This is a genomic window from Arthrobacter sp. Z1-9 (assembly GCF_054792695.1).
Window position 1 is genome coordinate 2,101,264 of sequence record NZ_CP096456.1, and the last position, 23,664, is coordinate 2,124,927.

Below are 23,664 nucleotides of genomic sequence, written 5' to 3' on the forward strand. Positions count from 1 at the left end.
CACAATGGATGGCGGTAATGAATTCGAAACAAAAAGATGGTTGGCTATTGGACATGTCAGACCTATTCCAGGATTACTCGGTGGCCGCCGGCCGCACCGGGGCCTATGACGAGATGTTCGCTCCCGGGCAAGAGGCACGGGGCTCCTACGAGCAGGTGGCGGACGCCTTGCGCAAGCTCTCCCTTGCCGATGTCAGCGCCAGGGCGGATTCGATGGCGCGCACGTTCCTGGACCGTGGCGTCACCTTTGACTTTGCCGGCGAGGAGCGCCCCTTCCCGCTCGATATCGTCCCCCGGGTCATCCCCGCGGCTGAATGGGACGTGCTTGAACGCGGCGTCGCCCAGCGCGTGCACGCACTCGAGGCCTTCCTCAACGACGTGTACGACAAGATGAACGTGGTGTCCGACGGCGTGATACCCCGGCAGCTGGTGACCACCAGCGCACACTTCCACCGTCAGGTCCACGGCTTCGAACCTGCAGGCGGCGTCCGGGTGCACATCTCCGGCATCGACGTCGTCCGTGATGCCGCCGGAACCTTCCGGGTCCTGGAGGACAACGTGCGCGTCCCCTCCGGCGTGAGCTACGTCCTGGAGAACCGCCGCGCCATGGCCAAGGGCCTGCCCGAGGCGTTCGGCCAGCAGCTCATCCGCCCCGTGGAGGAGTACCCCCGCCGGCTCCTCTCGGCCCTGCGCAAAACCGCGCCGGCCGGCGTGGACGACCCCACCGTCGTCGTCCTGACCCCCGGTGTGTTCAACAGCGCCTACTTCGAGCACACCCTCCTGGCGGGCCTGATGGGTGTTGAGCTGGTGGAGGGCCGCGACCTCATCTGCCGCGGTAACCGCGTCTACATGCGCACCACCGCCGGTGAGCAGCGCGTTGACGTCATCTACAAGCGGATTGACGACGACTTCCTGGACCCGCTGCAGTTTCGGGCCGATTCCATGCTCGGCTGCCCCGGACTCGTCAATGCTGCCCGGGCAGGCGGGGTGACCATCGCCAACGCCGTGGGCAACGGCGTCGCGGATGACAAACTGGTCTACAGTTACGTCCCTGACCTCATCCGCTACTACCTCAACGAGGAACCCATCATCGCGAACGTGGACACCTTCCGCCTCGAGGAGAAGGAAGCGCGCGAGTACACCCTGGACAACCTGTCAGAGCTCGTGGTCAAGCCGGTGGACGGCTCCGGGGGGAAGGGCCTGGTCATTGGCCCGGACGCCTCGAAGGACGAACTCGACGCTCTCCGCCAGCGCGTCATCGCCGATCCCCGGGGGTGGATCGCGCAGCCGGTGCTGCAGCTCTCCACCGTGCCCACGCTGGGCGGGGACAAGTTTGGCCCCCGCCACGTGGATCTGCGCCCTTTTGCCGTGAACGACGGCGACGACGTCTGGGTGCTCCCGGGCGGCCTTACCCGCGTCGCGCTCAAAGAAGGGTCGCTGATCGTGAACTCCAGCCAGGGCGGGGGTTCCAAGGACACCTGGGTCCTCGCGGATTCGCCCCAAGTGCCGGTGGAGACCGTGCCGCGGCAGTCCATCTCCGTCCGCGAGCGTGTTTCCGTGTGGCCGGTCGAAAGCAACTGGCGCGACCGCCAGTCGGAGCAACAGCAGTGAGCCGGGGCACCATCGCTCCCATGTCTTTTTCAGTGTCGGGCCTGCAGGAGGTAGCCGCGAATGCTTAGCCGTATTGCCGAGTCCCTTTTTTGGATCGGCCGTTATGTGGAGCGCGCCGATGGCACCGCCCGCATCCTCGATGTGCACCTGGAGCGGCTGAACCACCTGCCCATGGATGAACGCAAAAGCGTGGCAAAGGAACTCCTGGCTGTGATGGGTGCCCGCCCGCAGAGCGAGGACTTTGGCCTGCCTGAACTGCTGCACGCCCTGGCTTACGACAAGACCAGCGCCACCTCCATTGCGGGGTCGCTGGGAGCCGCACGGGAGAACGCCCGCCGCGCCCGTGAAACGGTTTCCTCCGGCCTTTGGGAGAGCCTCAACACCACGTACTACGGGCTGAGCCAGCACCGTAAAGACGTGGTGGGCACCTACCGCTTCTGCAACTGGACACTGGAACGCACCGCCATGGTGAGCGGCCTCGCGGACACCACGGTGAGCCATGACGAAAGCTGGCTGTTCCTGGTGCTGGGGCGCTCCCTGGAACGGGCCGACATGACCGCCCGCATGCTTTCCACCCGCGACGTCCTGTCCGCCGGCATGTCCTGGGTCAACATGCTCCGGTGCGCCGGAGCCTACGAGTCCTTCCTGCGTACCCGGCGCGCGGCCTTTGGTGACCAGCACGCCGCCGAGTTCCTGCTCCTGGACCGGCTGTTCCCGAGGTCCATTGTTTACGCGCTGCGGGACGCTGATGAATGCCTCGCGAAGCTGGATCCCTCCGCCCAGCGCGTGGGCTTCATCAACGACGCCCGCCGGATCGTGGGCCAGGCCCGCACGTTCCTTGAGTTCCACCGCACGGACGACCTGATGTCAGAGCTGCCCGAACACATGGAACGCGTGCAGAAGGCAGTGTCCCAGGCCTCGGACGCCATTTCCCGTAAGTACTTCAATCAGGCAGACGAACTGGCCTGGGTGGGAGAAGTTTCATGACCCGGCTGAGCATCGTGCACAAGACGGCCTACAAGTACAACAAGCGGGTCACGCTGTCCTACAATGAGGCCCGCATGACGCCCCTCACCGATTCCCAGCAGGTGGTGCTGGAATCGGTGGTCAAGGTCTCGCCTTCGCAGGCAGCAGTGAGCACGTACCGCGACTACTGGGGGACCAGGGTCACGGCATTCGACATGCAGATGCCGCACGAGCACCTCGAGGTGGTCTCCAACATCACGGTGGAAGTGCACCGCGCCGAGAAGATCCCCTCCGAGTCCGACATTGTGGGCTGGGACGTCCTCGCCTCACCCGAGACCCTCAATACGTACAGCGACTGGCTTCCCCAGTCCCGGCTGAGCGGTCCCGGGGACGAGGTCCTTGGCCTCATCCCCGGGGTGGTGGCAGGGAAGAACCCGCACGACGCCGCGATGGCAGTGTTCGAGTGGATGCGCGGTGAGATGACGTACATGTCCGGCTCCACCGCCGTCACCACGAACGCCGAGGAGGCCTGGGGCCAGCGCAAGGGCGTGTGCCAGGACCTCGCCCACCTCGCCATCGGCGCGCTGCGGAGCTGCGGCATCCCGGCCCGCTATGTCTCGGGTTACCTGCACCCGCGGTCCAGCGCCGGCATCGGCGAAACCGTGGCCGGGCAGTCACACGCCTGGCTGGAATTCTGGGACGGTGACTGGCGCAGCTGGGACCCCACCAACCACAAGCCCGCAGGCGACTTCCACGTCACGGTGGCCCGGGGGAGGGACTACCGGGATGTGCCCCCGTTGAAGGGCATCCTGTCCGGCGGCGGCGGGTCGGCGCTGAACGTCAGCGTGGAGATCACCCAGCTGGCCTGACCGGCCTGGCCAGTCAAATGACAGCTACACGAGGGGCGTCCGCATCTGCGGGCGCCCCTGGTGTTTTACTCGGGTGATGCCTTGGCGGCGCCGCTGAGCTGGGTCCACCAGGTGAGTGGTTCGGTTACCTTGAACCGCCGGCCCGTGATGCTGTCCGGTGCGATCCGGACGAACGCGTCCTTTTTGCCCGCCTGCCAGGGGAAAAGGTAGAGCTCGGCAGTAGCCAGGACTTGGTCTGTTCCGGTGACGACGTCGGCAGTGCCTTTGACCACGACGCTCCAGGCCAGCCCGCTGTCCGGATCCACGCCGTCCGCCTCCAGTGCCACCGCTGCGCTCTTCGACGCACCGGCCAGCTTTGTGCCTTCGCCGGTACGGAACACAAGTGTTCCGCCGTCAACGGTGTAGTTGATGGGGAAGATGTCCGGACGACCGCCGGCCAGGACAGCAAGCCGGCCGACGGACACCGTCCGCAGCAAGGCCCAGCACTCGTGGTGTTCCAGGTTCTGTACGTCGGGGGAGGTCTCGTGGCTCATGCCGCCGAGCATACGCCTACCAGGGGCTTGGCTTGTAGTCCTTGAGGAACACGCCGTACTGGTCCTCGCCGCTCTCGCCCATCACGATCGGATCGTAGACCCGTGCAGCCCCGTCCACCAGGTCCAGGGGCGCGTGGAAGCCTTCCTCCATCAGCCGTACCTTGGTGAAGTGGGGGCGCTCGTCGGTGATCCAGCCGGTGTCGACGGCAGTCATCAGGATGCCGTCACTGTCCAGCATCTCCTGGGCGCTGGTCCGGGTCATCATGTTCAGCGCAGCTTTGGCCATGTTGGTGTGCGGGTGGCCGGGGCCCTTGTAGGCGCGGGAGAACTGGCCCTCCATGGCGGAGACGTTCACGATGTACTTCCGCCGCGCAGTGGACTGTTTCATGGCGGAGCGCAGCCGGCTGACCAAAAGGAACGGGGCCGTCACATTGCAAAGCTGGACCTCGAGCATCTCCAGCGGGTCCACCTCGTCCACAACCTGCGTCCAGCTGTTGATCGTCGCGAGGTCAGGGACCAGCCCGCCGGCGTCGATTGCCGTTCCCGAAGCAATGCGTTCCAGGGACGCGGAACCGGTGGAGAGGGCCAGGGAGGTGATGGCGTCGCCGGCAAGGACAGGATGCTCGGTGACGCTGCTGGCCAGGGCCAGGGGGTGCTTGTCGTGGGCGTGGCCGAAGGTCACCAGTTCGGGCCCGCCGTTGGCCTGCTCGAGGGCTGCCGGCAGCGGTTCGTCCTCAGCGTCCACAAGCGGCTTGTAGGCGTTGCCGGACCGGCGCACGGTCTGGGCTGCGTTGTTGATGATGATGTCCAGCGGGCCGGCCTCATTCAGCGAGTCCGTTAAGGCCATGACCTGGGCCGGGTCCCGCAGGTCGATGCCCACGATACGGAGCCGGTGCAGCCACTCGCCGCTGTCCTCCATGGCCGCAAAGCGGCGGGCGGCGTCCTTGGGAAACCGTGTGGTGATGGTGGTATGGGCGCCGTCGCGGAGCAGCCGGAGCGCGATGTACATGCCGATCTTGGCCCGACCCCCGGTGAGCAGGGCGCGGCGGCCCGTGAGGTCCGTGCGCGCGTCGCGCTTGCCGTGGTTGAAGGCGGCGCATTCCGGGCAGAGCTGGTGGTAGAAGGCGTCAACCTGGGTGTAGTGCTGTTTGCAGATGTAGCACGGGCGGGACCGGATGAGGTGGCCAGCCACCTTGCCGGTGGCGGAAGGAGCCAGCTTGTTCCCGCGGGTTTCGTCGTCGATCCGGTCCGGGGCTGCGGTGGCCGTCTGGGCGATCACTGCCCGGTCCGCCTCGGAGATCAGGTCCCGCTTGGTGACGCGGCGGTGCCTCTTGACGGCCTTGAACATCTTGCCGGTGGCCCGGCGCACCGAAACGTAGTCCGGATGTTCCTCGTCATAGGCGTGGATCGCGTTGAGGACCTTGAGGCAGGCCTGGATTTCCTCAGGCGTCAGATCGGGGGAGCTCATTGTACCGATTTTACAGCCTGGGATCTCCTGCCGGCCCCCCCTCAACAGGGCCGGCAGCGCGGAGCGCGCGGCAGGAGCGCTCCCGGCAGCGATCAGGAAATACGCGCGCCGGGCGCCATTTCCGCTGCTGCTGCAGCGTGCGTCCTGGCAACCTTGTCAACGGACTCACGGACGTCCGGGTACTGGGCGGCTGCAGCCTTGACGGCGTTCGGCACAAGATGCAGGTTGGCGGCCGCCAGCTTGCGCTCTTCTTCGCCGGGCTCCGGCACCTCCTGGCCCTTGGACAGCACAGTAATGCCGGAGTCGGTGACCTTGAAGCCGCGGGCGCGGTCCAGTTCCGGATCCAGTCCGATCGCCGCGCCGGCCGGCACCTTGACGTTCTTGTCGAGGATCGCCCGGTTGATAACGGCGCCCTCGCCGATCTGCACCTTGTCCATCAGCACCGAATCGATGACCCGGCTGCTCGTTGCCACATAGACATCGTTGGAGAGGACCGAACCCTCCACAACACCGCCAGAGATCACCACGCCGCTGGAAACGATCGAGTCCAGGGCAGTGCCAACCGTGTTGTTCTGGCCGCGGACGAATTTGGCCGGCGGGGAAATGCTCTGCCGCGTGTAGATGGGCCACTCGGAGTTGTACAGGTTGAAGACCGGCAGCGGGGAGATGAGGTCCATGTGCGCGTCATAGAAGGAGTCGATGGTGCCGACGTCACGCCAGTACGTGCGGTCCCGCTCGGTGGAACCGGGGATGTCGTTGAGGGTGAAGTCGTAAACGCCGGCCTCGCCCTGATTCACGAAGTAGGGGATGATGTCCCCGCCCATGTCGTGCTTGGTGTCGAGACGCTCGGCGTCGACGTGCAGCGCCGCGACGAGAGCGTCTGCGTCGAAGACGTAGTTGCCCATGGAGGCCAGGAACTGTGAGGGATCTGCCGCCAGGCCGGGCGTGCTGGCCGGCTTCTCCACGAAGGCGGCAATCTTCTGGGGATCGTTCTGGTCCACTTCGATGACGCCGAACTGGTCAGCCATGTGCAGGGGCTGCCGCACTGCGGCGACCGTCGCTTTGGCCCCGCTGTTGACGTGCTGCGCCACCATCTGGGCGAAGTCCATGCGGTAGACATGGTCCGCGCCGACCACCACCACGATGTCGGGGTTGGCGTCCTGGATGAGGTTCAGCGACTGGTAGATGGCGTTGGCGCTGCCGAGGAACCAGCTCTTGCCCACGCGCTGCTGCGCCGGGACGGAGGCAACGTAGTTGCCCAGCTGCGTGGACATCCGCCAGGTCTCGGAGATATGCCGGTCCAGGCTGTGCGATTTGTATTGGGTGAGGACAACGATCTGCAGGTAGCTGGAGTTCACCAGGTTGGACAAGGCGAAGTCGATCAGGCGGTAGCTTCCCGCAAAGGGTACCGCGGGTTTCGCGCGGTCTGCCGTCAGTGGCATCAGTCTGTTTCCCTCGCCGCCTGCGAGGACAATGGCCAGGACTCTTTTGTTCAACGGCATAATGGTCGCTCCTGTACGCCTTCGTAACTCCCCAAGACAGTCCGGCATGCCCGGACTCCTTCACACTAGAACAGTTATGCGTGAAGGACTACCTTGGGACTTGTGCGAATAGACATTGTGACTAAAGAGTTTCCGCCGGAGATCTATGGTGGCGCAGGTGTCCACGTGGCCGAATTGAGCAGGGTGCTTAGTAAGCATGTTGACCTGCAGGTTCGTGCATTTGGGGCTCCCCGCGATGCCGACTACCATGGCGCGGCGGTGACTTCCTACTCGGTGCCGGAGGATCTCGGCTCGGCCAACGCCGCGGTGCAGACGCTGGGCGTGGACCTGCGGATCGTTCCCGACGTCGAGGGCGCGGACCTGGTCCATTCGCATACCTGGTACGCCAACATGGCGGGACATCTTGCGTCCCTGCTGCACGGGATTCCGCATGTTCTCAGCGCCCACAGCCTGGAACCGCTCCGCCCGTGGAAGGCGGAGCAGCTCGGCGGAGGCTACGCCCTGTCCTCCTGGGTGGAGAAGACCGCCTACGAGGCCGCAGCGGCCATCATCGCTGTCTCGGAAGGCATGCGGCAGGACATCCTGCGCAGCTACCCTGACGTGGACCCGGCCAAGGTGCGGGTGGTCCACAACGGCATCGACGTTGAGCTGTGGAACCGCGACGAGGACATCGAAGCGGTCCGCGCCCTGGGCATTGATCCGGACAAGCCGAGCGTCGTTTTTGTGGGGAGAAACACGCGCCAGAAGGGGGTTCCCTATCTCCTGCGGGCCGCCGCGAAGCTTCCTGCCGACGTCCAGCTGGTCCTCTGCCTGGGCGCCGCTGACACTCCCGAACTGGCCGCGGAGACTGCCCGCCTGATCGAGGACCTGCAGAGGGAGCGCACCGGCGTTGTCCTGATCGAGCGCATGCTGCCCCGCAACGAGCTCATCCAGGTCCTCAGCCACGCCACGGCCTTTGCCTGCCCCTCCATCTACGAACCCCTCGGCATCGTGAACCTCGAAGCCATGGCCTGCGGCGCAGCAGTGGTGGCGAGCGCCACCGGTGGTATCCCTGAAGTGGTGGAGCACGGCCGGACCGGCCTCCTGGTGGACCTGGAGCAGGTGACGGACGGTACCGGGACACCCCTGGACCCGGAAAAATTCGTCACCGAGTTCGCCGCCGCCCTCACCGAGGTTGTCTCGGACCCCGAGCGGGCCCGCGCCATGGGACAGGCCGGCCGGCTCCGTGCCGAACAGCACTTCTCCTGGGAATCCATCACCGAAACCACGCTCGAGGTGTACCGCTCGGTGCTCCCGGCGCAGGGCCAGACTTCCTAGGGAAATAACGACGGCGCCGCTCCCCGCGCAAGGGGAGCGGCGCCGTCGTCGTTCCTGGCGTCAGGGGACGATCAATTGCGCTTGCCTGCAGCGCTGCGGGCGATCAGCACCTTTTCGTCAACAGGCGCCTGACCGCTGGCGCGCTGGCTTCGAAAGTAGGCGCGGGCCTCGTCCTGCCGCTTCTTCTCGGCACCGGTGGCAATCGTTGCCCGCACGTGCTGCTCGCCGTAACCGAAGGCGTCCACGAGGTCCACGGCATGCGGGCGGAGCTTGACCAGCAGCCTGTTGATGTACTCGCCCACTGTGCGGCCCCGCTGCATGGAAAGGCGGCCGTTCATGAGGTACCAGGACAGGTTTTTTTCGATCAGGGAAAGGCCGAACAGGTCGCGCAGCCAGGTCAGCACCGTTTTGGTGCCGGGGTCCGTGACATCGCGGAGCGCGTCCGTGAAAGCCTCCCACTGGAGCAGCTCGGCGTGTGCCTGGGCTGCGTCAATGAGTTCATTCTGGTGCCGGTTGAACAGGGCCGCGCCCTTCTCCTGGGACAACCTGCCCGTGCCCTTGAGCGCTGTCGCAGCTTCAGCCACCATGGTCTGGACGCGGTCGGTGAGGAGCGCGCGCTGGCCCTCCTCGTCGCGCAGGGCGATGGCCGCCTTCTGCACGGAGCCGGTGTCGGCGACGAACTGTGCCACCTGGCGCAGGCCGGTGCGGTGGATGGCCGCGCCGGTAGCCTGGCCCACCACGTAACGGGCCAGCACCCCGAAGTCGACGCTCCGGAATTCCTTGGCGTAGTCGGCGAGCAGCCGTTTGGCGACGAGCTGCAGCAGGACGGTGTTGTCGCCCTCAAAGGTGGCGTAGACGTCCAGGTCGGCCCGCAGCGACGAGAAGCGGTTCTCGATCAGGAACCCCGCGCCGCCGCAGGCTTCGCGGCATTCCTGCAGGGTGTCCAGAGCGTGCCAGGTGCTCAGCGGCTTCAGTGCAGCAGCGAGGGTTTCGAGGTCCTGGCGGTCTTCATCCGTGTCATGGGCGCCGGAGAACACGTCGTCGAACTTCGCCAGCAGCTGCTCGTGGGCAAAACTGGCCGCGTACGTGGTGGCCAGCCTCGTGAACAGGCGCTTTTGGTGGCGCTGGTAATCGAGGAGCACTTCCTCTTCCGTGTGCGAAGAGGCGTTGAACTGGCGCCGCTCCGTGGCGTACTGAATGGCGGCCTTCAAGGCCAGTTTGGATGCGGCCACGGCAGCGCCGTCGAGGGATACGCGGCCCTGCACCAGGGTGCCCAGCATGGTGAAGAAACGGCGGCCCGGGCTGGCGATGGGGGAGCTGTACCGGCCGTCGGCATCCACGTCCCCGTAGCGGTTCAGCAGGTTGGTCCGCGGGATCCGGACATCGGTGAAGTGCAGCCTGCCGTTGTCGATGCCGTTGAGACCACCCTTGACGCCGTCGTCCTCACCGCCGATGCCCGGCAGGAACTCTATCGTGGCAGGGTCCCGGAGATCCACGTAGAACGCGTGGACCCCGTGGTTGACGCCCCGGGTAACCAGCTGGGCGAAGACCACCGCGGCCAGGCCGTCAGTGGCCGCGTTTCCGATGTAATCCTTCCAGGCAGCCCGGAAGGGGGTGTGCAAAACGAATTCGTCAGTGGAAGGGTCATACGTGGCGGTGGTGGCGATGCTGGCCACATCCGAGCCGTGCCCCGTCTCCGTCATGGCGAAGCAACCGGGGATCTCCAGGTTCATGATGCCCGGAAGCCACTTGGCGTGGTGTTCAGCGGTGCCGAGGTGCATCACCGCGGAACCAAAAAGCCCCCACTGGACGCCGGCCTTGATCTGCAGCGAAGGGTCCGCCACCACCAGTTCTTCGAAACCGGCGATGTTGCCGCCGTGGTCATCTGAGCCGCCCAAGGACTCGGGGAAGGCCCGGTGCACGGCCTCGTTCTGCACGAGGTATTTAAGCTGGCCGAACACCCTGGCGCGGTGTTCAATGTGCGTCAGGCCTTCGATCTTGTGCAGTTCCGATGACGCTGCGAGGCTCCGGGCCTGGAGCCGGACCGCGGCCCACTTGCCAAGGAGTTGCCCGCCCAGCGCGTCGACGTCGACGGCGGGCTGTGCGAAGGCTCCGTCGGAGCCGGAGCCGAAGCCGGCGGCGGCCGCTGTGGCGGGGCGCTGCCTGTTTCCAGCGGGACGGTCCACTAGTTCAGTCATGTCAATGTCCTTCGTTGGTGCTGACAGATGGGGTGGTGGTGCTGCGGCAAGCAAGGGAGGTATCAGGAGTCAGGGGCGGACAACTTGGGCAATTCAGGAGCGATGCCGACGCACAGCCAGGCGGTGATCTGCCGTGCCATCGCCTCCTGCCCTGGTTTTGTGGGGGAGTCCGGCGTACTAAGCCACTGTTCACCGGCATTCCTGACCAGCCCGATCGCCGCTTTGGGCCAGTATCCGATGACGGCTTCCTTGCCGTCCCCCAGGTGCGAACGCATGGGGGTGGCGATCATCTCGGCGACGGCATCAAAAAAATGTCCCAAGGCAGCGGATCCGGCTGCGGGGTCCTGGGTATTGTCCGGTTCGGCGGCGGAATGCTGTGTGACAAAGGTGTAGACGTTGGGGCTGGTGCTGGCCATCTGAAGGTAGGCGGTGACCATTGCGAGCAAACCTTCGCGCGGGGTGACGGCGCTCTGCGCAGCCTCCTGGATCCGGCGCTGCATCTGGCTGAGGACAACTTCTCCCACTGCCTGCTGCAGCCCGGCCTTGTCCCCGAAATAGCGGTAGAAGACAGACTTGGACGTGCCCGCGGCGGCAGCTATGTCCTCCATGGACGCCTCGCTGCCCAGCGCGTGGACCGCCCGGCGGGCTGACTTGATCAGCGCCCTGCGCCGCTCCTCCCGGTGGCTCTGCCAGCGGGACGACCGCCCATCTCCGGGCACGGCGGCAGCGGAGGGCCCGGGCCCTGATTCCTGGATGTTCACGATACCCAGCGTATCAGGTACGCTGGGTATCGGTAATCGAACGTGACCCGAGGAGATACCCATGTCCATTGACGGACAGCCCACCACCGGACCTGACGCCGCCGGAACTTCCGCCGCAGCCTCCGTCCCGGCACACCGCAAGGCAGTTATCGTGGGAGGCAACCGAATTCCGTTTGCGCGGTCCGGCGGGGCCTATGCCAAGTCCTCGAACCAGGACATGCTGACTGCAGCCTTGGACGGACTGATCGCACGGTTTGGGCTTCAGGATGAACGGATCGGGGAAGTGGGCGCCGGTGCGGTGCTCAAGCACTCACGGGACTTCAATCTCACCCGTGAAGCCGTCCTCGGTTCTGCCCTGTCTCCTGAAACGCCCGCTTACGACCTCCAGCAGGCATGCGCCACGGGCCTGGAAACTGTCGTGGGACTGTCCAACAAGATCAAGCTGGGCCAGATCGACTCGGCGATCGCCGGTGGCGTCGACTCTGCCTCTGATGCGCCCGTGGTGGTCAGCGAAGGACTCCGTGAGGTGATCCTCGACCTCAACCGGGCCAAGACCCTTCCGCAGCGGCTGCAGATCCTCAGCCGCCTGCGGCCGAAGGACCTGGCCCCGCTGGCTCCGGGAACGGCCGAGCCGAGGACCGGGCTGTCCATGGGGGAGCATCAGTCACTGACCACGGCCCAATGGAAGATTTCGCGGGAGGCGCAGGACGAAGTGGCCCTGAACAGCCACCGGAACCTCGCTGCCGCCTACGACGCCGGCTTTTTCGATGACCTTCTCACTCCCTACCGTGGGCTGACGCGGGACGGCAACCTGCGGCCGGACACTTCCCAGGAAAAGCTTGCAACCCTGAAGCCGGTCTTCGGCAGGAACCTCGGTGCTGACGCCACCATGACGGCCGGCAACTCCACCCCGCTGACGGATGGCGCCTCCACCGTGCTGCTGTCCTCCGAGGAGTGGGCCGACGCCCGCGACCTGCCCAAGTTGACCGCTGTGGTGGACGCCGAAGCCGCCGCAGTGGATTTTGTGCACGGAAAAGACGGCCTGCTGATGGCGCCCGTCTTCGCTGTGCCCAGGCTGCTCTCCCGGCACGGGCTCACCTTGGACGACTTTGACTTCATCGAGATCCACGAAGCCTTCGCAGCCACTGTCCTCAGCATCCTGGCTGCGTGGGAGGACGAGGAATTCGGGCGGACCCGGCTGGGATTGCCGGGTGCTTTTGGCAAAATCGACCGGTCGAAGTTGAATGTCAACGGGTCCTCGCTTGCCGCGGGCCATCCGTTCGCCGCAACCGGTGGCCGGATTGTAGCTTCGCTCGCCAAGGCGCTCCACGAAAAAGCCGGCACTGAGGGCCGTCCCGCGCGGGGCCTCGTCTCGGTCTGCGCAGCCGGCGGACTCGGCGTCGCCGCAATTCTTGAATCGCTGTAGGGGGAACGGATGACAGACAAGTACGCCCAACTGGTTAACCAGGGCCTGGGCAAAAACGTAGCCAAAAAGCTCGGGCTGCCCCAGCCGGCAGTGCTGCGCCGGTACAAGCCCGGCCAGCCCTTGATTACCGGGCCCATCCTGGTCCAGGGCGGCACCGCCGGTGCCGACAGCCTGGCCGCCGAACTGCTGTCGTGGGATCTGGACGTCAGGCGGCACGCCGTTCCGCGGGAGAAGCTGGGTGCCATCATCCTGGTGCTGGACGAAGTGGCGCAGCCTGAAGACCTCGGGAAACCCATCCTCTCCGCTGCAGCCTCCCTCCGGGACCTGGCTGCGGGCGGCCGTGTGATCACCGTGTCCCGGCCCGCCCCGGACGCGACTTCCCCGGCGGCCGCAGCCGCGCGCCAGGGGGTGGACGGGTTCCTGCGCTCCCTGGCCAAGGAACTGCGTGCCGGTGCCACCGGCAACGGTGTTCTCCTGGCGCCGGACGTCACCACGACGGACGCAAGCGCGCTGGCGGCGGTCCGGTTCTTCCTCTCCGGCCGCTCCGCTTTTGTGGACGGCCAGTTCATCACGGTGTCCACGACGGCGGGAGAACTTCCAGGGGACTCTGAGAAGCCCCTGGCCGGGAGGATCGCCGTCGTCACCGGAGCGGCCCGCGGCATTGGTGCGGCCATAGCCCGGACACTGCACCGGGATGGCGCCACTTTGGTGCTGGTGGACATCCCCGCGGCGGGCGACCAGCTCGCTGCGGTGGCAAATGAGGTACGGGGGACTGCCCTCCAGCTGGACATCAGCAGGGAGGACGCCGGGCAACGGATCCTCCAGCACGCCGTCCAGCGGCTGGGGCGCCTGGACATCATGATCCACAACGCCGGCATCACCAGGGACAAACTCCTGGCAAACATGGATGAGGCGCGCTGGAACTCGGTGATCAACATCAACATCGCTGCCCAGCTCCGGATCAATAAGGCCCTCCTCGCCTCAGAACACTTCCGCACGTCGCCCCGGATCGTCTCCGTCGCCTCCACCAGCGGCATCGCCGGCAACCGCGGGCAGACAAACTATGCGGCGTCGAAGGGCGGAGTCATGGGGATGGTCCGGGCCACAGCTCCGCTTCTCGCAAGGCATGGCGGAAGCATCAACGCCGTCGCGCCGGGGTTCATTGAAACCGAGATGACGGCCCGGATTCCCTTTGCCCTGCGGGAGATGGGCCGGCGCCTGAACTCCCTGCAGCAGGGTGGCCAGCCAACCGACGTCGCAGAAACCATCGCCTTCCTGGCGAGCGACGCGGCAGGCGGTATCAACGGCGAGGTGCTCCGGGTGTGCGGCCAGAACCTGGTGGGGGCATGACGCCTGTCCAGCCGCTCATCCTGGGCGAAATGCCGTCGCTTTCCAAGCTGTACGTGAATGCGGCGGCCCAGGCAGCCCGGCGCCGGCTGCTTGGGGCGCATGACGGCTCAGCCCTTCCGGCCGAGAGCCACGAAGTCCGCGGCGTCACGGTGGATGTCGGCAACCTTACGGCGTACCAGCACCTCATTGGCGAAACTGCCAGTGACGTTCTGCCTGCAGGATTCATCCACGCTCTGGCGTTTCCGCTCGCAATGAGCGTTATGAACCGGGACGACTTTCCCTTGCCGTTGCTCGGCATGATCCACTTGCGCAATTGCGTGGAACACAGGTTGCCGCTGCTCTTCACCGACGCCCTGGTCATCACCGCGCACGTGGAAAACCTTCGTGGTCACCGGTCAGGCACACAGGTGGACCTGGTGGTCGAGGTCAGGAGGGCCGGAACAGAGGAGATTTCCTGGCGCGGGGTCTCCACGTACCTTGCCAAGGGCGTCTTCCTGCCTGGAATCGACAAACCCACGGCCGCCCCGGCGCGGCCGGAGTTCACGGCTCCTGATCCCACTGGCCTCTGGCAGCTCGGAGTCGACACCGGCAGGGCCTACGCGGCAGTGTCCGGGGACTTCAATCCCATCCACCTCAGCGTGCTGTCCGCCAAAGCGCTGGGAATGCGCCGCTCCATCGCCCACGGCATGTATCTTGCGGCCAGAGCCCTGGCCGACGTCGGCGCCGTCCGCGGGGATTCCTTCACCTGGGAAGTCGAGTTCGAGGCGCCGGTTTTCCTTCCCTGCCGGGTCGCCCTGGACATCAGTACGGTGCAGGAGGCGGCAGGAGCCTGGGAGCGTTCCGACTTCGTGGCCTGGAATCCCCGCTCCGGCCGCCGTCACTTCAGCGGCTCAGTCGCCGCCCTTTAGAGGTTCGTGCTGCGGCAATGCCTGCGCGTCATCCGGGCGGACGGCGCGCAGGATCCGGTGGAGGCTCAGGAGGATGGATTCGGAAGCCGGAACCGCGCCCTCGTCCACCTTCCTGTCGGCGGTGGCGGCCATGCAGGCTTCCACCGCCGTCTTCGCTGACTGATGGAGATCCTCTTGCTGTTGCAGGTCTTCATCACTGAAGGAGCACAGCAATTCGCCTGTGGCAGTGATGGCGCCGGCAAGCGGACCGTTGTCCTGCAGCGGAACGGTGTACGGTACATCGCTGTCCCAGATGACGTCGGAGAGGACGTCCGTCATGTCCTGGATGTGGAAGGTTACCCTCTCCAGTTGGCGAAGGTTCCGGTAGTCACGGTCCATGTCCCGGGGGTGGAATTTGCGGCGGGGGTTGGCGCGCCGGCTCGCGTCGGCTTCCTTGACGAGGTGCCGTACGGAACTGGCGGCTGATGCCAGCTCTTCCGAGCGGCGGGACCAATCCTCGTGTTCAGGCGGCCACTCTTCCTTCAGGGCAGCACCCATGTCCGTCAGCTGCCTGCCCAGGGCAAGACGGAGGTCGTCGAGGCTGGCCGCAGCGGCTTTAAGGTGCAGCGGGGGGAAGACCAAAAAGTTCACCGCGATGCCAACGCCAACGCCGGCGCCCATCTGCACCAGGTAGCCGAAGGAAAAGTCGTCCGCATTGTTGCCGCCCACGAGGAGCACCAGCAGGGCCGCCGTCGGAATCCAATCACTGCCCGAGCCGATTCCCGGCAACCCTCCCAGCAGGACCCCAACGCCCATAAAGATCGCGACCGTCAGGGGTGAGGGATCGGCGACATTCACCAGGATGACCGCGAGGCCTATTCCTACGGTGAGTCCGGTGAGGGCCTGGAAGCCTTGCCGGACCGAGCCGGCCACGTTGTGGTACATCGCCACCAGTGCTCCCAGCGGCGCGTAGTAAGGATAATTTGCTGCCGCCCCGGGCATGAGCGGGGCGATCAGGAAAGCCAGGCCTGCGGCCAGGGCCGCCTTGGCCGCCAGCTGCAGGCGCTGTGCAGCGAACGCCGCGGCCAGCCCTTCCACTGCCTGCTTCAGATACTGGGTCCCCTTGGCCCACCGGACTGCCGGACGTGCTTGAGAATTGCCCATCCGATCCACCCTACGGGGCGCAGGCACCAGGGGACAAAGCTGCTGGTCAGGCCGGTGGCAGAAGCACTGTCAGGACAAAGCTGCCGCTGAACGCCGCACTGCGGCCGCCAATTGGTGCGCCTTCCCGGCCGTGCGGCCGTCCTCTGCCCGCCGTGGAATGTAGCCGAACCCCAGTCCATATGCCGGGTCCGCGAAGCCGAGGGCAGCGTTGGCGCCTTCATGGCCGAAGGCACGGTGACTGCCGAAGTTCCGGGAAGGATGCGGCTTCATAAACACCACGGCAAAAGCGTTATCCAGGCCTGAGGATCGGTCCAGGCCCCACACCTGTTCCTGGGACATCAGCTCCACCGTTGCAGGGGTCAGAAAAGCTTCCGAGCCACCGACCCCGGTGGTGGCTGCGGCATACAGCCGGGCAAGTCCCTCAGCGGATCCCACGCCGCCGGCCGCCGACATTCCTGCACCGCGGACAGTGCGGATGTTGGGGAGCTCCATAATGGTGCTGACGGGTGCGTTGCTGTTCAGCCCGTCCAGGCTGAGCGGATCGACCCAGGGCTGGTGCGGATCCGTGGTGTACAGGACATCGCGATAGCGGGGCTCCAACTCCCCCGGCAGGCCCAGGAAGAAGTCGATGTCCAGTGCCGTCCGGATCCGGCGGTCATAGATGCCCTGCAGCGATTCTCCTGCAGTGCGGCGGCACAGCTCCTCCATGAGGATCCCGATGGTCAGGGCGTGATAGCCGAATTGCCGCCCGGGCTGCCACGACGGCCGGGCCGCGGCCAGGCGGGCGGCAGCGCCAGGGGTGGTGAACTCGTCCAGGGCGTAACCGCCCTCAACCCCCATGATTCCGGCCTGGTGGGACAGCGCCTCACGCACCAGCAGCTGGTCCTTGCCATGGGCCGCGAATTCCGGCCAGTAGTGGGCAACCCTGGCATCGAGGTTAATCAGTCTGTCCTGGACCAGGAGTGCGACCACCATGGCTGCCACTCCTTTTGAGCAGGAGTACGCGCCGGTTACCGTGTCTTCGCCCATGTCAGGCCCGCCAGTGAGTCCCACCACCTGCTTCCCGTGATGGTAGGCGGCGAGCTGTGCGCTGTAGTGCGGGTCTTCAGCCAGGAATGATTCGAAGAGCTCCAGTACATTTTCGTAGCCCGGCGCTACAAGGCATTGAGTGGTCTGCATCCGGCCAGTTTAGCCAGAAAGCGCTTTCCTTCAGGAGTGCGGTCCGTGTCCCGGTGCAACTTCTTCGCCGGCCTTTACCGGCCCAGGCGGGGTTCCGTCCCCGAAAGGGCGTCCGCCCAAGGCCTCGCGCCCGTGGGCGTCAAGCCAGCCATCCAGCGCGGGGCCGGCAGGGACGATGCCGGTGGGGTTGATGTCCTCGTGCACGATGTAATAGTGCTGCTTGATCTGCACGAAGTCGGTGGTGTCGCCGAACCCGGGGGTCTGGAACAGGTCGCGTGCGTAGCCCCAGAGTGCCGGCATCTCACTCAGTTTCTGGCGGTTGCATTTAAAGTGGCCGTGGTAGACGGCGTCGAACCGCGCCAAGGTGGTGAACAGCCTCACATCGGCTTCCGTGATGGTGTCGCCTACCAGGTACCGCTGCCGGGAGAGCCTCTCCTCCAGCCAGTCCATGGCCGTCCAAAGCCGGGCGTACGCGGCGTCGTACGCCTCCTGCGAACCCGCAAAGCCGCAGCGGTAGACCCCATTGTTGACCTCGGTGAATACCCGCTTGTTCACCTCGTCGATCTCCTCCCGAAGATGCTCGGGGTACAGCTGGGGTGCGCCGGACCGGTGGAACTTCGTCCATTCCGTCGAGAAGTCGAGCGTGATCTGCGGAAAGTTGTTGGTGACCACGGCACCGGTTGCCACGTCCACCATCGCAGGTACGATAATGCCCCGCGGGTAGCCCGGGAACCGCTTGAAGTAGGCCTCCTGGAGGCGCTCAATGCGCAGGACCGGGTCAACGCCGTCGGGATCCAGGTCGAAAGTCCAGGACCGCGCGTCATGCGTGGGGCCGGGCTGTCCGAGGGAAATGGCATCCTCCAACCCCAGGAGCCGGCGGACAATAACAGTTCGGTTGGCCCATGGGCACGCCCTGGCGGCGATGAGGCGGTATCGTCCGGCCTCCACCGGCCAACCGGGCTCCCCGTTCAGGCCCGGCCTGCCGTCTGAGGTAATCCTGTCCTCGATGTAGTTCGTGTCGCGGTTGAACTCCGCGCCACCCGTTACGTAGGCGCCGCGGGTGCTGTGCTCTGCCGTACCGGCGCTTTCCGCCTGCTTTGCGCTTTTCGTTTCCTGGCTCATAAAACCAACCCTAAACGCCCGCTGGCAGGACTGCAGAGATCGGCTGCCAGGCGACCAGCCAGGACCCGCCCACGAGGACCGTGAACAGGAGAATCCAGACAACTGAAGGAATCGCCGTGGCGCGGAACAGCAGGTACGCGTCCGAACTGGCAAGCCGGTCCCTCCGCCGCAGGTGCACGTGGGTGAGCTTGATGAGGTCACGTACAGCGCCCACCAGCAGTACCAGGCCCAGGATGACGGCCACGTGGCCCACGAAACCGGCCGGCACCAGGACAATAAGGCCTAGATTGATGGCTATTGCGGTGATGGTGATGAGGAACCCTGCGGGGTTACGGAGGAACAGCAGTGCGGCTGCAAGGGCCAACGTGCCGGCCGCAAGGGCGGCAGGACCCCACCCGTTGAAGCCGGACCAGATGAACGCGGCGCCGACGACGGCAGGAACGGGATATCCCCAGAAGCAGGACCAGACGGTGGCAAGTTTGCTCCGGCTGTACGTGGTGGTGGTTCCTGAATGGTCCAGCCGCAGGTGTATCCCTGACAGCCGCTGGCCGCTCGTGACGGCCGCGAAGGCATGTCCCAGCTCGTGGGTGGCAGTCGCAAGCAGGCCCACGTACTTCCAGGACCGGCGGGGGATGGACAGGGCAGTCACTATGCACACCGCCAGCAGCAGCTCCATGAACGTAATGACGGGAACATCCGTGCGGCTGAAGGCGCTGACGAAGCTGTTCCAGGGGTCCCGGGGAAGGTTCACCGAATGCTTCCCGCGGATGAGTGGTCATTTTGAGGCATAAGCCCCTACGGTACTAGGGATGGATGGATGCTGCCGCGGCGCCGGGTGGCGCCCCGCTAAATGAAAGAAAAACACAGGAACAGAGGAAGCGTGTCATCTTTGAAGGAACGGCTGCAGGCCGACGTTGTCATCCATATGAAGGAGCGCAACAAGACTGCGCTGACCACCGTCCGGAACGTCCTGGGCGAGATTGAGACCCGTGAGAAATCGGGTAAGACACCCGTGCAGCTCGATGACGCTCAGGTGACGTCCCTGCTGCAAAAGGAAGCCGCGAAACGCCGGGATACGGCCGGCATCTACGCGGAAGCCGGACAGCCGGACCGGGCGGCAGCGGAAATTGCTGAAGCGGAGGTGATCGAGTCCTACCTGCCGAAGCCCTTGTCGCTGCAGGAGGTGGAGTCGATGGTGGATGAGGTCATTGCCGGGCTCCGTGCCGAGGGGCGCGAGCTGACGCCGCGGCAGATGGGTGAAGTGATGAAGCCCGTGACGGCCAAGGTTGCGGGGCGCTTCGATGGCAAGGAAGTCAGCCAGCTGGTGCGCCAAAAGCTGGCTTAGAGCGGAAAGGCACGTCCACCAAGTGGTGGGCGTGCCTTTGCTCAGTTGGGGGGGCGGCTTGCACCGCCCCGCCTGAGTTCCTGATTTAGCCTTCGCACTCCGTGCAGTAGCTGTGGCCATCCTTCTGGCGCGCAATCTGCGAGCGGTGGCGGACCAGGAAACAGGAGTAGCAGGTGAATTCGTCCTCGGCCTGCGGGATAACCTGCACCACGAGCTCCTCAGCGACAAACTCGCCGCCGGGTACGCCCGCGCCGTCGAGGCCGTCAGCTTCGTCCAGCTCCAAGACAACGCTGCGCGCGTCGGGAGCATTGGCTGACTGGAGCTGCTCGAGAGAGTTGTCCTGCGATTCCTTGACGTCGGAACGCAGTTCGTCGTAATCGGTTGCCACTTTAGGTGCTTCTCTTTTCTTTGGTTCGTCTGTCGCGTATGAAACGTACAGCATCATCCGGGTATTCCCCAATAGCCGGAGTATATTCACCGCCGTTTGGGTAGAGGTTTATAGGAAGCGGCCTCACGGTTCATCAATCTAGTGTGGCTGCACGGGCAAGGAGGTCGCGGTGAACGCTGCGGTCTCCGCACTATCTGAAGGGGTATATGTGGAGCAGCTCACTGCAGAGTTCGGGGGCGCCGGGCGGACCGGCACGGGCGTCGGTCCAGTTCTGGAAAAGTTCGACTCAGTATCAAGGATAGTCGTCCTGCGGGGCGGCGGCCTCGGCGACCTCATTTTCGCCATCCCCGCCATCGCCGCGTTGAAAGCGGCCTACCCGCAGGCTTCCATAACGCTCCTTGGAACCCCGGCGCACAAGGCGTTGATCGCTGCTACGCAAAGCCCGGTGGACGAGGTTCAGGTCCTGCCATTCTCGGAAGGTGTCCGGCCCGGGGTCGAGGACGAGGATGAGCTGGAACGGTTTTTCGAGGAGATGCGGGTTCGCCGTTTTGATCTGGCGGTCCAGGTTCACGGCGGCGGGCGGTATTCCAATCCCTTCCTGCTCCGGCTGGGCGCCCGGCATACGGTGGGGACGCGCACGCCCGACGCAGCAAGCCTGGAGCGGACGGTGCCGTACCTCTATTACCAGCATGAACCGCTGAGGGCTCTCGAAGTGGCCGGGTTTGCGGGTGCGTTCCCTGTTGACCTGGAGGCGCGGTTGGCGCCGGCGGAGGGCCTGCGCCCTTCTCCCCAAGCGGCCGACGGCGACGGCCGGCCTTTGGTCGTGATGCATCCGGGCGCTACTGACCCCCGTCGTCGTTGGCCGGCTGAGCGGTTCGCTGAGCTTGCCGTGGCCTGCGCCGGGGACGGCTTCCAGGCGGTGGTCGTGGGGGATGAGAGTGAGAAGGGACTCGCCGGGCGGATCGTCGAGTTGGCTGGTTCCAGCCAGGTACGTTCAGTGGCCGGCGAACTGGACATGGCAGGTCTGGTGGCACTGCTGGCGGCTGCGGCCGTGGTCGTCGGAAATGACAGCGGCCCGCGCCACCTGGCGCAGGCTCTGGGGGTTCCGACTGTCGGTATCTTCTGGGCCGGCAACGTTATCAATGCCGGCGCACTGGGCCGGAGCCTTCACCGGATCCACGCTTCCTGGGTGACCGCCTGCCCCACCTGCGGCATAGATGTGACCCAGGTGGGCTGGACGGCCCCGCGCTGCTCCCATGACGATTCGGTGGTGGCCGGCATTGCGGCACGGGATGTCCACGAGGATGTCCGCAGTCTTGCGGCCACTGAATTGTCCAGGCAGCAGGCATGAGCGCCACGGAGAGTGCGCCGGTGCAGGAAGCCAACGAGCCGCACGACGGCAAACCCGAGCTTTTGGTCCTTCGAGCATTAAAGCTGGGTGACCTGCTGGTGGCCGTGCCGGCCCTGAAAGCGCTCCGGCGTGAGTTCCCGGATCACCGGCTGCGGTACGCGGCGCAAGGCTGGCTTTCAGAGGCGCTGGGGCTCGTGGGCGGTTACGAACTTCTGCCCACGCACGGCTTGGACGAGCCGCTGGCCATGGAACCAGGCGTTGTGGACGTGGCAGTGAACCTGCATGGCAGCGGACCGGAAAGCCAGGGCAGGATTGAGGCGTTGCAGGCCCGGCACACCATCGGCCACAGGAGCCAGTACCGGGACGGGCCGCCGTGGCGGGCTGAGCTGCATGAGCGGGAACGCTGGGTCAGCCTCCTGGAGTGGCACGGCATCGAGGCCGACCCCCTGGACATCCACCTGAATACTCCGCATGTGCCCAGCCCCGTACCAGGTGCCACCGTCCTACATGTGGGGGCCGCCTACGGCAGCCGTCTCTGGCCGGCCGAGCGGTTCGCGGCTGTTGCCTCCGCCCTTGCCTCTGCCGGGCACAACGTTGTCTTCACCGGTGGCAGCGGCGAAAAGGACCGGGCCCTGGACGTGTGCCTCCGGTCGGGGCTTGAGGAGGATGCAGTGTTGGCGGGACGGCTTGGCCTGGCCGAGTTCGCCGCGACCATTGCAGCGGCGCGCCTGGTGGTCTCCGCCGATACGGGGGCTGCGCACCTGGCTTCCGCCTACGGAACGCCCTCCGTGGTCCTGTTCGGGCCCGCTCCGCCCGAGATTTGGGGTCCGCCCCCGGGTCCGCACGTTGTCCTGACCCGAGCTGAACTGCGGCGGGGGGACACGTTCGCGGCCCAGCCGGATCCGGCGCTGCTGGCAGTCACCGTGCAGGATGTCCTGGCTGCAGTGCGGGGGCTGGGGGTGTTCTAGGGCAGCCTGACTGACCATGTCAGCCGGAGGCCGGTTGAGGACTCCTGCACGACGCCGGGAAGTTCTAAAATGGTGCCATGGGCACTGAGATCGAAATTGCCTTGGTGTTGGCGGTGGCGTTCCTGTGGGTTGTCGGCACTTTCGCCATCCTGTCCGGGATTGACCGGCTGGAGAGGAAGGCCCGGCGCCAGGAGCGCAGGGCCGACCGGGAGCGGCAACGCCGCGTCCAGTACCGCCCGGTTGTAGCCGGCTCGCGGCTGATGGGCCGCGACAGGCAAGGGCGCAGCCGCCTGCGGCCGCACTGAGGTGCGGTATGGCATCACGTGCTACCCCACCCGACTGGGTGGGGCAGCAGATTCGGAGCGCGCCGCACCCGCGATAACCACCGAGTGGGCGGTGGGGCCACCGGCCCGGACCAGGGTGGCAATTGCGCGCGCAATCTTCCGGCCGCCCTGCGATGAAGGTTCAATGGGGTTGGCATAGTCCGCGTCTTCATCGCAGATCAGCCGCAGGTCGATCACCGGTGTACCGGTGGAAAAGGCTGCCCGCGTAATCGAATCATTGAAGAGGGACAGTGCTGCCTTGATAATCCGTTGGTTCGGTTCCGATGGGGGAGTGTCATAGATGGTGCATACCGCCGCGGGCAGGCCCTGCGCCAGGACAGCCGGCAGCATGGCCCGATAGTCGGCGTCGAACCTGTCCCTTCCGGCGTCAAGCAGGAGCAGGGCCTCGGCAACCGAGCCGGGACGCTCCTGCAACAAAGGCGCGTAGCCGAGTGCATCGTTTCCGCCAACGCTGACCACCAGGTGGGTGGCGTCCCGGGGGAGGCCGCGGAGCTGGCGGGCGACGCCGGTGATGACGTCCCCGTCGATGGCCAGCAGCGAACATGTCCAGCCCGGCAGTTCCTGCCGCAGCTGGCTGATGACGTCCGGCCCGCCGTCCACATAGGCAGCGTTGTCGAAAATGGAGTCGCCCAGCAGGACCACATGGCCCGTTTCCTGGTCCTTACCCGTTTCAAAGTCCATGTGGGACATGTTCCACCCTTGCAGGCGCAACCGCTACCTGCCAGCCGGGCCGGAAACGCCGGGGGGACAGCAAGGCCGCGCCACCGCGATGGAGAGCCCTTCGCAGACGTAAGTGGTTGGTCGTCAGCGCGGTGGACGGCCCGTGCCTGCTGTTTGAATGCGGTCTGTCACCACGAGGCGCACAGATTTAGACTGAAGCATTCCGGGCCACCCCGCTGCTTCCGGGACGCGTCGT

Annotated in this window: 22 protein-coding genes; 11 read left to right on the forward strand and 11 right to left on the reverse strand. The window is 65.7% G+C overall.

From position 1 onward, the window contains the following. Window positions 1-53 precede the first annotated feature (53 nt). From M1D93_RS09660 to M1D93_RS09670, 3 genes are read left to right on the forward strand one after another with little or no spacing between them, the layout of a single operon-like run. Window positions 54-1,610 (forward strand): circularly permuted type 2 ATP-grasp protein, encoded by a 1,557-nt coding sequence (locus M1D93_RS09660; protein WP_461174864.1) that lies wholly within the window; start codon window positions 54-56, stop codon window positions 1,608-1,610. 60 nt (window positions 1,611-1,670) lie between these two features. After that, window positions 1,671-2,597: an alpha-E domain-containing protein gene (locus tag M1D93_RS09665; RefSeq protein ID WP_079596101.1), complete on the forward strand. Its 927-nt coding sequence runs from the start codon at window positions 1,671-1,673 to the stop codon at window positions 2,595-2,597. Further along, on the forward strand, window positions 2,594-3,445 hold the full coding sequence (locus M1D93_RS09670) for a transglutaminase family protein (protein ID WP_461174865.1): 852 nt from the start codon (window positions 2,594-2,596) through the stop codon (window positions 3,443-3,445). The genes M1D93_RS09665 and M1D93_RS09670 overlap by 4 nt, the downstream gene beginning before the upstream one ends. Window positions 3,446-3,510: 65 nt before the next feature. Here the strand turns inward: M1D93_RS09670 and M1D93_RS09675 are convergent, their stop codons facing one another. The 3 genes from M1D93_RS09675 to glgC form a co-directional block, all read right to left on the reverse strand. Further along, entirely contained in the window at window positions 3,511-3,978 is a 468-nt protein-coding gene (locus M1D93_RS09675; RefSeq protein ID WP_461174866.1) for a pyridoxamine 5'-phosphate oxidase family protein, read from the reverse strand. Window positions 3,979-3,994: 16 nt separating this feature from the next. Then, window positions 3,995-5,446: an SDR family NAD(P)-dependent oxidoreductase gene (locus tag M1D93_RS09680; RefSeq protein WP_461174867.1), complete on the reverse strand. Its 1,452-nt coding sequence runs from the start codon at window positions 5,444-5,446 to the stop codon at window positions 3,995-3,997. Window positions 5,447-5,538: 92 nt separating this feature from the next. Further along, a complete protein-coding gene (gene glgC / locus M1D93_RS09685; RefSeq protein ID WP_461174868.1) occupies window positions 5,539-6,948 on the reverse strand; it encodes a glucose-1-phosphate adenylyltransferase in 1,410 nt (469 codons plus the stop codon). 102 nt (window positions 6,949-7,050) lie between these two features. Here glgC and glgA point away from each other — a divergent pair, with 102 nt between their 5' ends. Then, entirely contained in the window at window positions 7,051-8,265 is a 1,215-nt protein-coding gene (glgA, locus tag M1D93_RS09690; protein ID WP_461174869.1) for a glycogen synthase, read from the forward strand. Between the two features lie 71 nt (window positions 8,266-8,336). Here the strand turns inward: glgA and M1D93_RS09695 are convergent, their stop codons facing one another. Both M1D93_RS09695 and M1D93_RS09700 read right to left on the reverse strand, forming a co-directional pair. Next, window positions 8,337-10,463 (reverse strand): acyl-CoA dehydrogenase family protein, encoded by a 2,127-nt coding sequence (locus tag M1D93_RS09695; protein ID WP_461174870.1) that lies wholly within the window; start codon window positions 10,461-10,463, stop codon window positions 8,337-8,339. Window positions 10,464-10,525: 62 nt separating this feature from the next. Continuing rightward, the gene (locus M1D93_RS09700; protein WP_461174983.1) at window positions 10,526-11,287 is read right to left on the reverse strand and encodes a TetR/AcrR family transcriptional regulator; all 762 of its coding nucleotides are present in this window, start codon (window positions 11,285-11,287) and stop codon (window positions 10,526-10,528) included. Here M1D93_RS09700 and M1D93_RS09705 point away from each other — a divergent pair. The 3 genes from M1D93_RS09705 to M1D93_RS09715 are packed head-to-tail and all read left to right on the forward strand — an operon-like array spanning window position 11,286 to window position 14,908. Beyond that, entirely contained in the window at window positions 11,286-12,650 is a 1,365-nt protein-coding gene (locus tag M1D93_RS09705) for an acetyl-CoA C-acetyltransferase (RefSeq protein ID WP_461174871.1), read from the forward strand. The two genes, M1D93_RS09700 and M1D93_RS09705, sit on opposite strands and share 2 nt — an antisense overlap. A gap of 9 nt (window positions 12,651-12,659) precedes the next feature. Beyond that, window positions 12,660-14,000 carry a 3-oxoacyl-ACP reductase gene (locus M1D93_RS09710; RefSeq protein ID WP_461174872.1) on the forward strand — a complete coding sequence of 447 codons (1,341 nt, stop codon included), beginning with the start codon at window positions 12,660-12,662 and terminating at the stop codon, window positions 13,998-14,000. Then, complete coding sequence (locus tag M1D93_RS09715; protein WP_461174873.1) at window positions 13,997-14,908, forward strand: MaoC family dehydratase; 912 nt, start codon at window positions 13,997-13,999, stop codon at window positions 14,906-14,908. Before M1D93_RS09710 ends, M1D93_RS09715 begins: the two co-directional genes overlap by 4 nt. Here M1D93_RS09715 and M1D93_RS09720 read toward each other — a convergent pair. From M1D93_RS09720 to M1D93_RS09735, 4 genes are all read right to left on the reverse strand, one after another. Continuing rightward, window positions 14,891-15,985 carry an FUSC family protein gene (locus M1D93_RS09720; protein WP_461174984.1) on the reverse strand — a complete coding sequence of 365 codons (1,095 nt, stop codon included), beginning with the start codon at window positions 15,983-15,985 and terminating at the stop codon, window positions 14,891-14,893. The two genes, M1D93_RS09715 and M1D93_RS09720, sit on opposite strands and share 18 nt — an antisense overlap. Window positions 15,986-16,120: 135 nt before the next feature. After that, window positions 16,121-17,230, reverse strand: a complete 1,110-nt coding sequence (locus tag M1D93_RS09725) for a serine hydrolase domain-containing protein (RefSeq protein WP_461174874.1) — start codon at window positions 17,228-17,230, stop codon at window positions 16,121-16,123. Between the two features lie 30 nt (window positions 17,231-17,260). Then, window positions 17,261-18,352: a glutathione S-transferase family protein gene (locus M1D93_RS09730; RefSeq protein ID WP_461174875.1), complete on the reverse strand. Its 1,092-nt coding sequence runs from the start codon at window positions 18,350-18,352 to the stop codon at window positions 17,261-17,263. 10 nt (window positions 18,353-18,362) lie between these two features. Further along, entirely contained in the window at window positions 18,363-19,103 is a 741-nt protein-coding gene (locus M1D93_RS09735) for a M50 family metallopeptidase (RefSeq protein WP_461174876.1), read from the reverse strand. A 129-nt stretch (window positions 19,104-19,232) separates the two neighbouring features. On the opposite strand from M1D93_RS09735, the gene M1D93_RS09740 reads away from it, so the two are divergent. Beyond that, window positions 19,233-19,697 (forward strand): GatB/YqeY domain-containing protein, encoded by a 465-nt coding sequence (locus M1D93_RS09740; RefSeq protein ID WP_461174877.1) that lies wholly within the window; start codon window positions 19,233-19,235, stop codon window positions 19,695-19,697. 85 nt (window positions 19,698-19,782) lie between these two features. Here M1D93_RS09740 and M1D93_RS09745 read toward each other — a convergent pair whose 3' ends face one another. After that, a complete protein-coding gene (locus tag M1D93_RS09745) occupies window positions 19,783-20,085 on the reverse strand; it encodes a DUF4193 domain-containing protein (RefSeq protein WP_066275770.1) in 303 nt (100 codons plus the stop codon). A 208-nt stretch (window positions 20,086-20,293) separates the two neighbouring features. Here M1D93_RS09745 and M1D93_RS09750 point away from each other — a divergent pair, with 208 nt between their 5' ends. The 3 genes from M1D93_RS09750 (at window position 20,294) to M1D93_RS09760 (ending at window position 22,709) form a co-directional block, all read left to right on the forward strand. Then, complete coding sequence (locus tag M1D93_RS09750; RefSeq protein WP_461174985.1) at window positions 20,294-21,436, forward strand: glycosyltransferase family 9 protein; 1,143 nt, start codon at window positions 20,294-20,296, stop codon at window positions 21,434-21,436. Then, complete coding sequence (locus tag M1D93_RS09755) at window positions 21,433-22,404, forward strand: glycosyltransferase family 9 protein (RefSeq protein WP_461174878.1); 972 nt, start codon at window positions 21,433-21,435, stop codon at window positions 22,402-22,404. Before M1D93_RS09750 ends, M1D93_RS09755 begins: the two co-directional genes overlap by 4 nt. Before the next feature lie 77 nt (window positions 22,405-22,481). After that, window positions 22,482-22,709, forward strand: a complete 228-nt coding sequence (locus tag M1D93_RS09760) for a hypothetical protein (protein ID WP_461174879.1) — start codon at window positions 22,482-22,484, stop codon at window positions 22,707-22,709. 21 nt (window positions 22,710-22,730) lie between these two features. Here the strand turns inward: M1D93_RS09760 and M1D93_RS09765 are convergent, their stop codons facing one another. Continuing rightward, window positions 22,731-23,429, reverse strand: coding sequence for an SGNH/GDSL hydrolase family protein (locus M1D93_RS09765; RefSeq protein WP_461174880.1), 699 nt, complete (start codon window positions 23,427-23,429; stop codon window positions 22,731-22,733). Between the last annotated feature and the right edge of the window lie 235 nt (window positions 23,430-23,664).

What these genes read in the sequence shown, in the direction of transcription:
- M1D93_RS09660 (WP_461174864.1), top strand. Translation starts at nt 54, where the DNA reads ATGTCAGACCTATTCCAGGATTACTCGGTGGCCGCCGGCCGCACCGGG.
- M1D93_RS09665 (WP_079596101.1), top strand. Translation starts at nt 1,671, where the DNA reads ATGCTTAGCCGTATTGCCGAGTCCCTTTTTTGGATCGGCCGTTATGTG.
- M1D93_RS09670 (WP_461174865.1), top strand. Translation starts at nt 2,594, where the DNA reads ATGACCCGGCTGAGCATCGTGCACAAGACGGCCTACAAGTACAACAAG.
- M1D93_RS09675 (WP_461174866.1), bottom strand. Translation starts at nt 3,978, where the DNA reads ATGAGCCACGAGACCTCCCCCGACGTACAGAACCTGGAACACCACGAG.
- M1D93_RS09680 (WP_461174867.1), bottom strand. Translation starts at nt 5,446, where the DNA reads ATGAGCTCCCCCGATCTGACGCCTGAGGAAATCCAGGCCTGCCTCAAG.
- glgC (WP_461174868.1), bottom strand. Translation starts at nt 6,948, where the DNA reads ATGCCGTTGAACAAAAGAGTCCTGGCCATTGTCCTCGCAGGCGGCGAG.
- M1D93_RS09695 (WP_461174870.1), bottom strand. Translation starts at nt 10,463, where the DNA reads ATGACTGAACTAGTGGACCGTCCCGCTGGAAACAGGCAGCGCCCCGCC.
- M1D93_RS09705 (WP_461174871.1), top strand. Translation starts at nt 11,286, where the DNA reads ATGTCCATTGACGGACAGCCCACCACCGGACCTGACGCCGCCGGAACT.
- M1D93_RS09700 (WP_461174983.1), bottom strand. Translation starts at nt 11,287, where the DNA reads ATGGGTATCTCCTCGGGTCACGTTCGATTACCGATACCCAGCGTACCT.
- M1D93_RS09710 (WP_461174872.1), top strand. Translation starts at nt 12,660, where the DNA reads ATGACAGACAAGTACGCCCAACTGGTTAACCAGGGCCTGGGCAAAAAC.
- M1D93_RS09715 (WP_461174873.1), top strand. Translation starts at nt 13,997, where the DNA reads ATGACGCCTGTCCAGCCGCTCATCCTGGGCGAAATGCCGTCGCTTTCC.
- M1D93_RS09725 (WP_461174874.1), bottom strand. Translation starts at nt 17,230, where the DNA reads ATGCAGACCACTCAATGCCTTGTAGCGCCGGGCTACGAAAATGTACTG.
- M1D93_RS09730 (WP_461174875.1), bottom strand. Translation starts at nt 18,352, where the DNA reads ATGAGCCAGGAAACGAAAAGCGCAAAGCAGGCGGAAAGCGCCGGTACG.
- M1D93_RS09755 (WP_461174878.1), top strand. Translation starts at nt 21,433, where the DNA reads ATGAGCGCCACGGAGAGTGCGCCGGTGCAGGAAGCCAACGAGCCGCAC.
- M1D93_RS09760 (WP_461174879.1), top strand. Translation starts at nt 22,482, where the DNA reads ATGGGCACTGAGATCGAAATTGCCTTGGTGTTGGCGGTGGCGTTCCTG.
- M1D93_RS09765 (WP_461174880.1), bottom strand. Translation starts at nt 23,429, where the DNA reads ATGGACTTTGAAACGGGTAAGGACCAGGAAACGGGCCATGTGGTCCTG.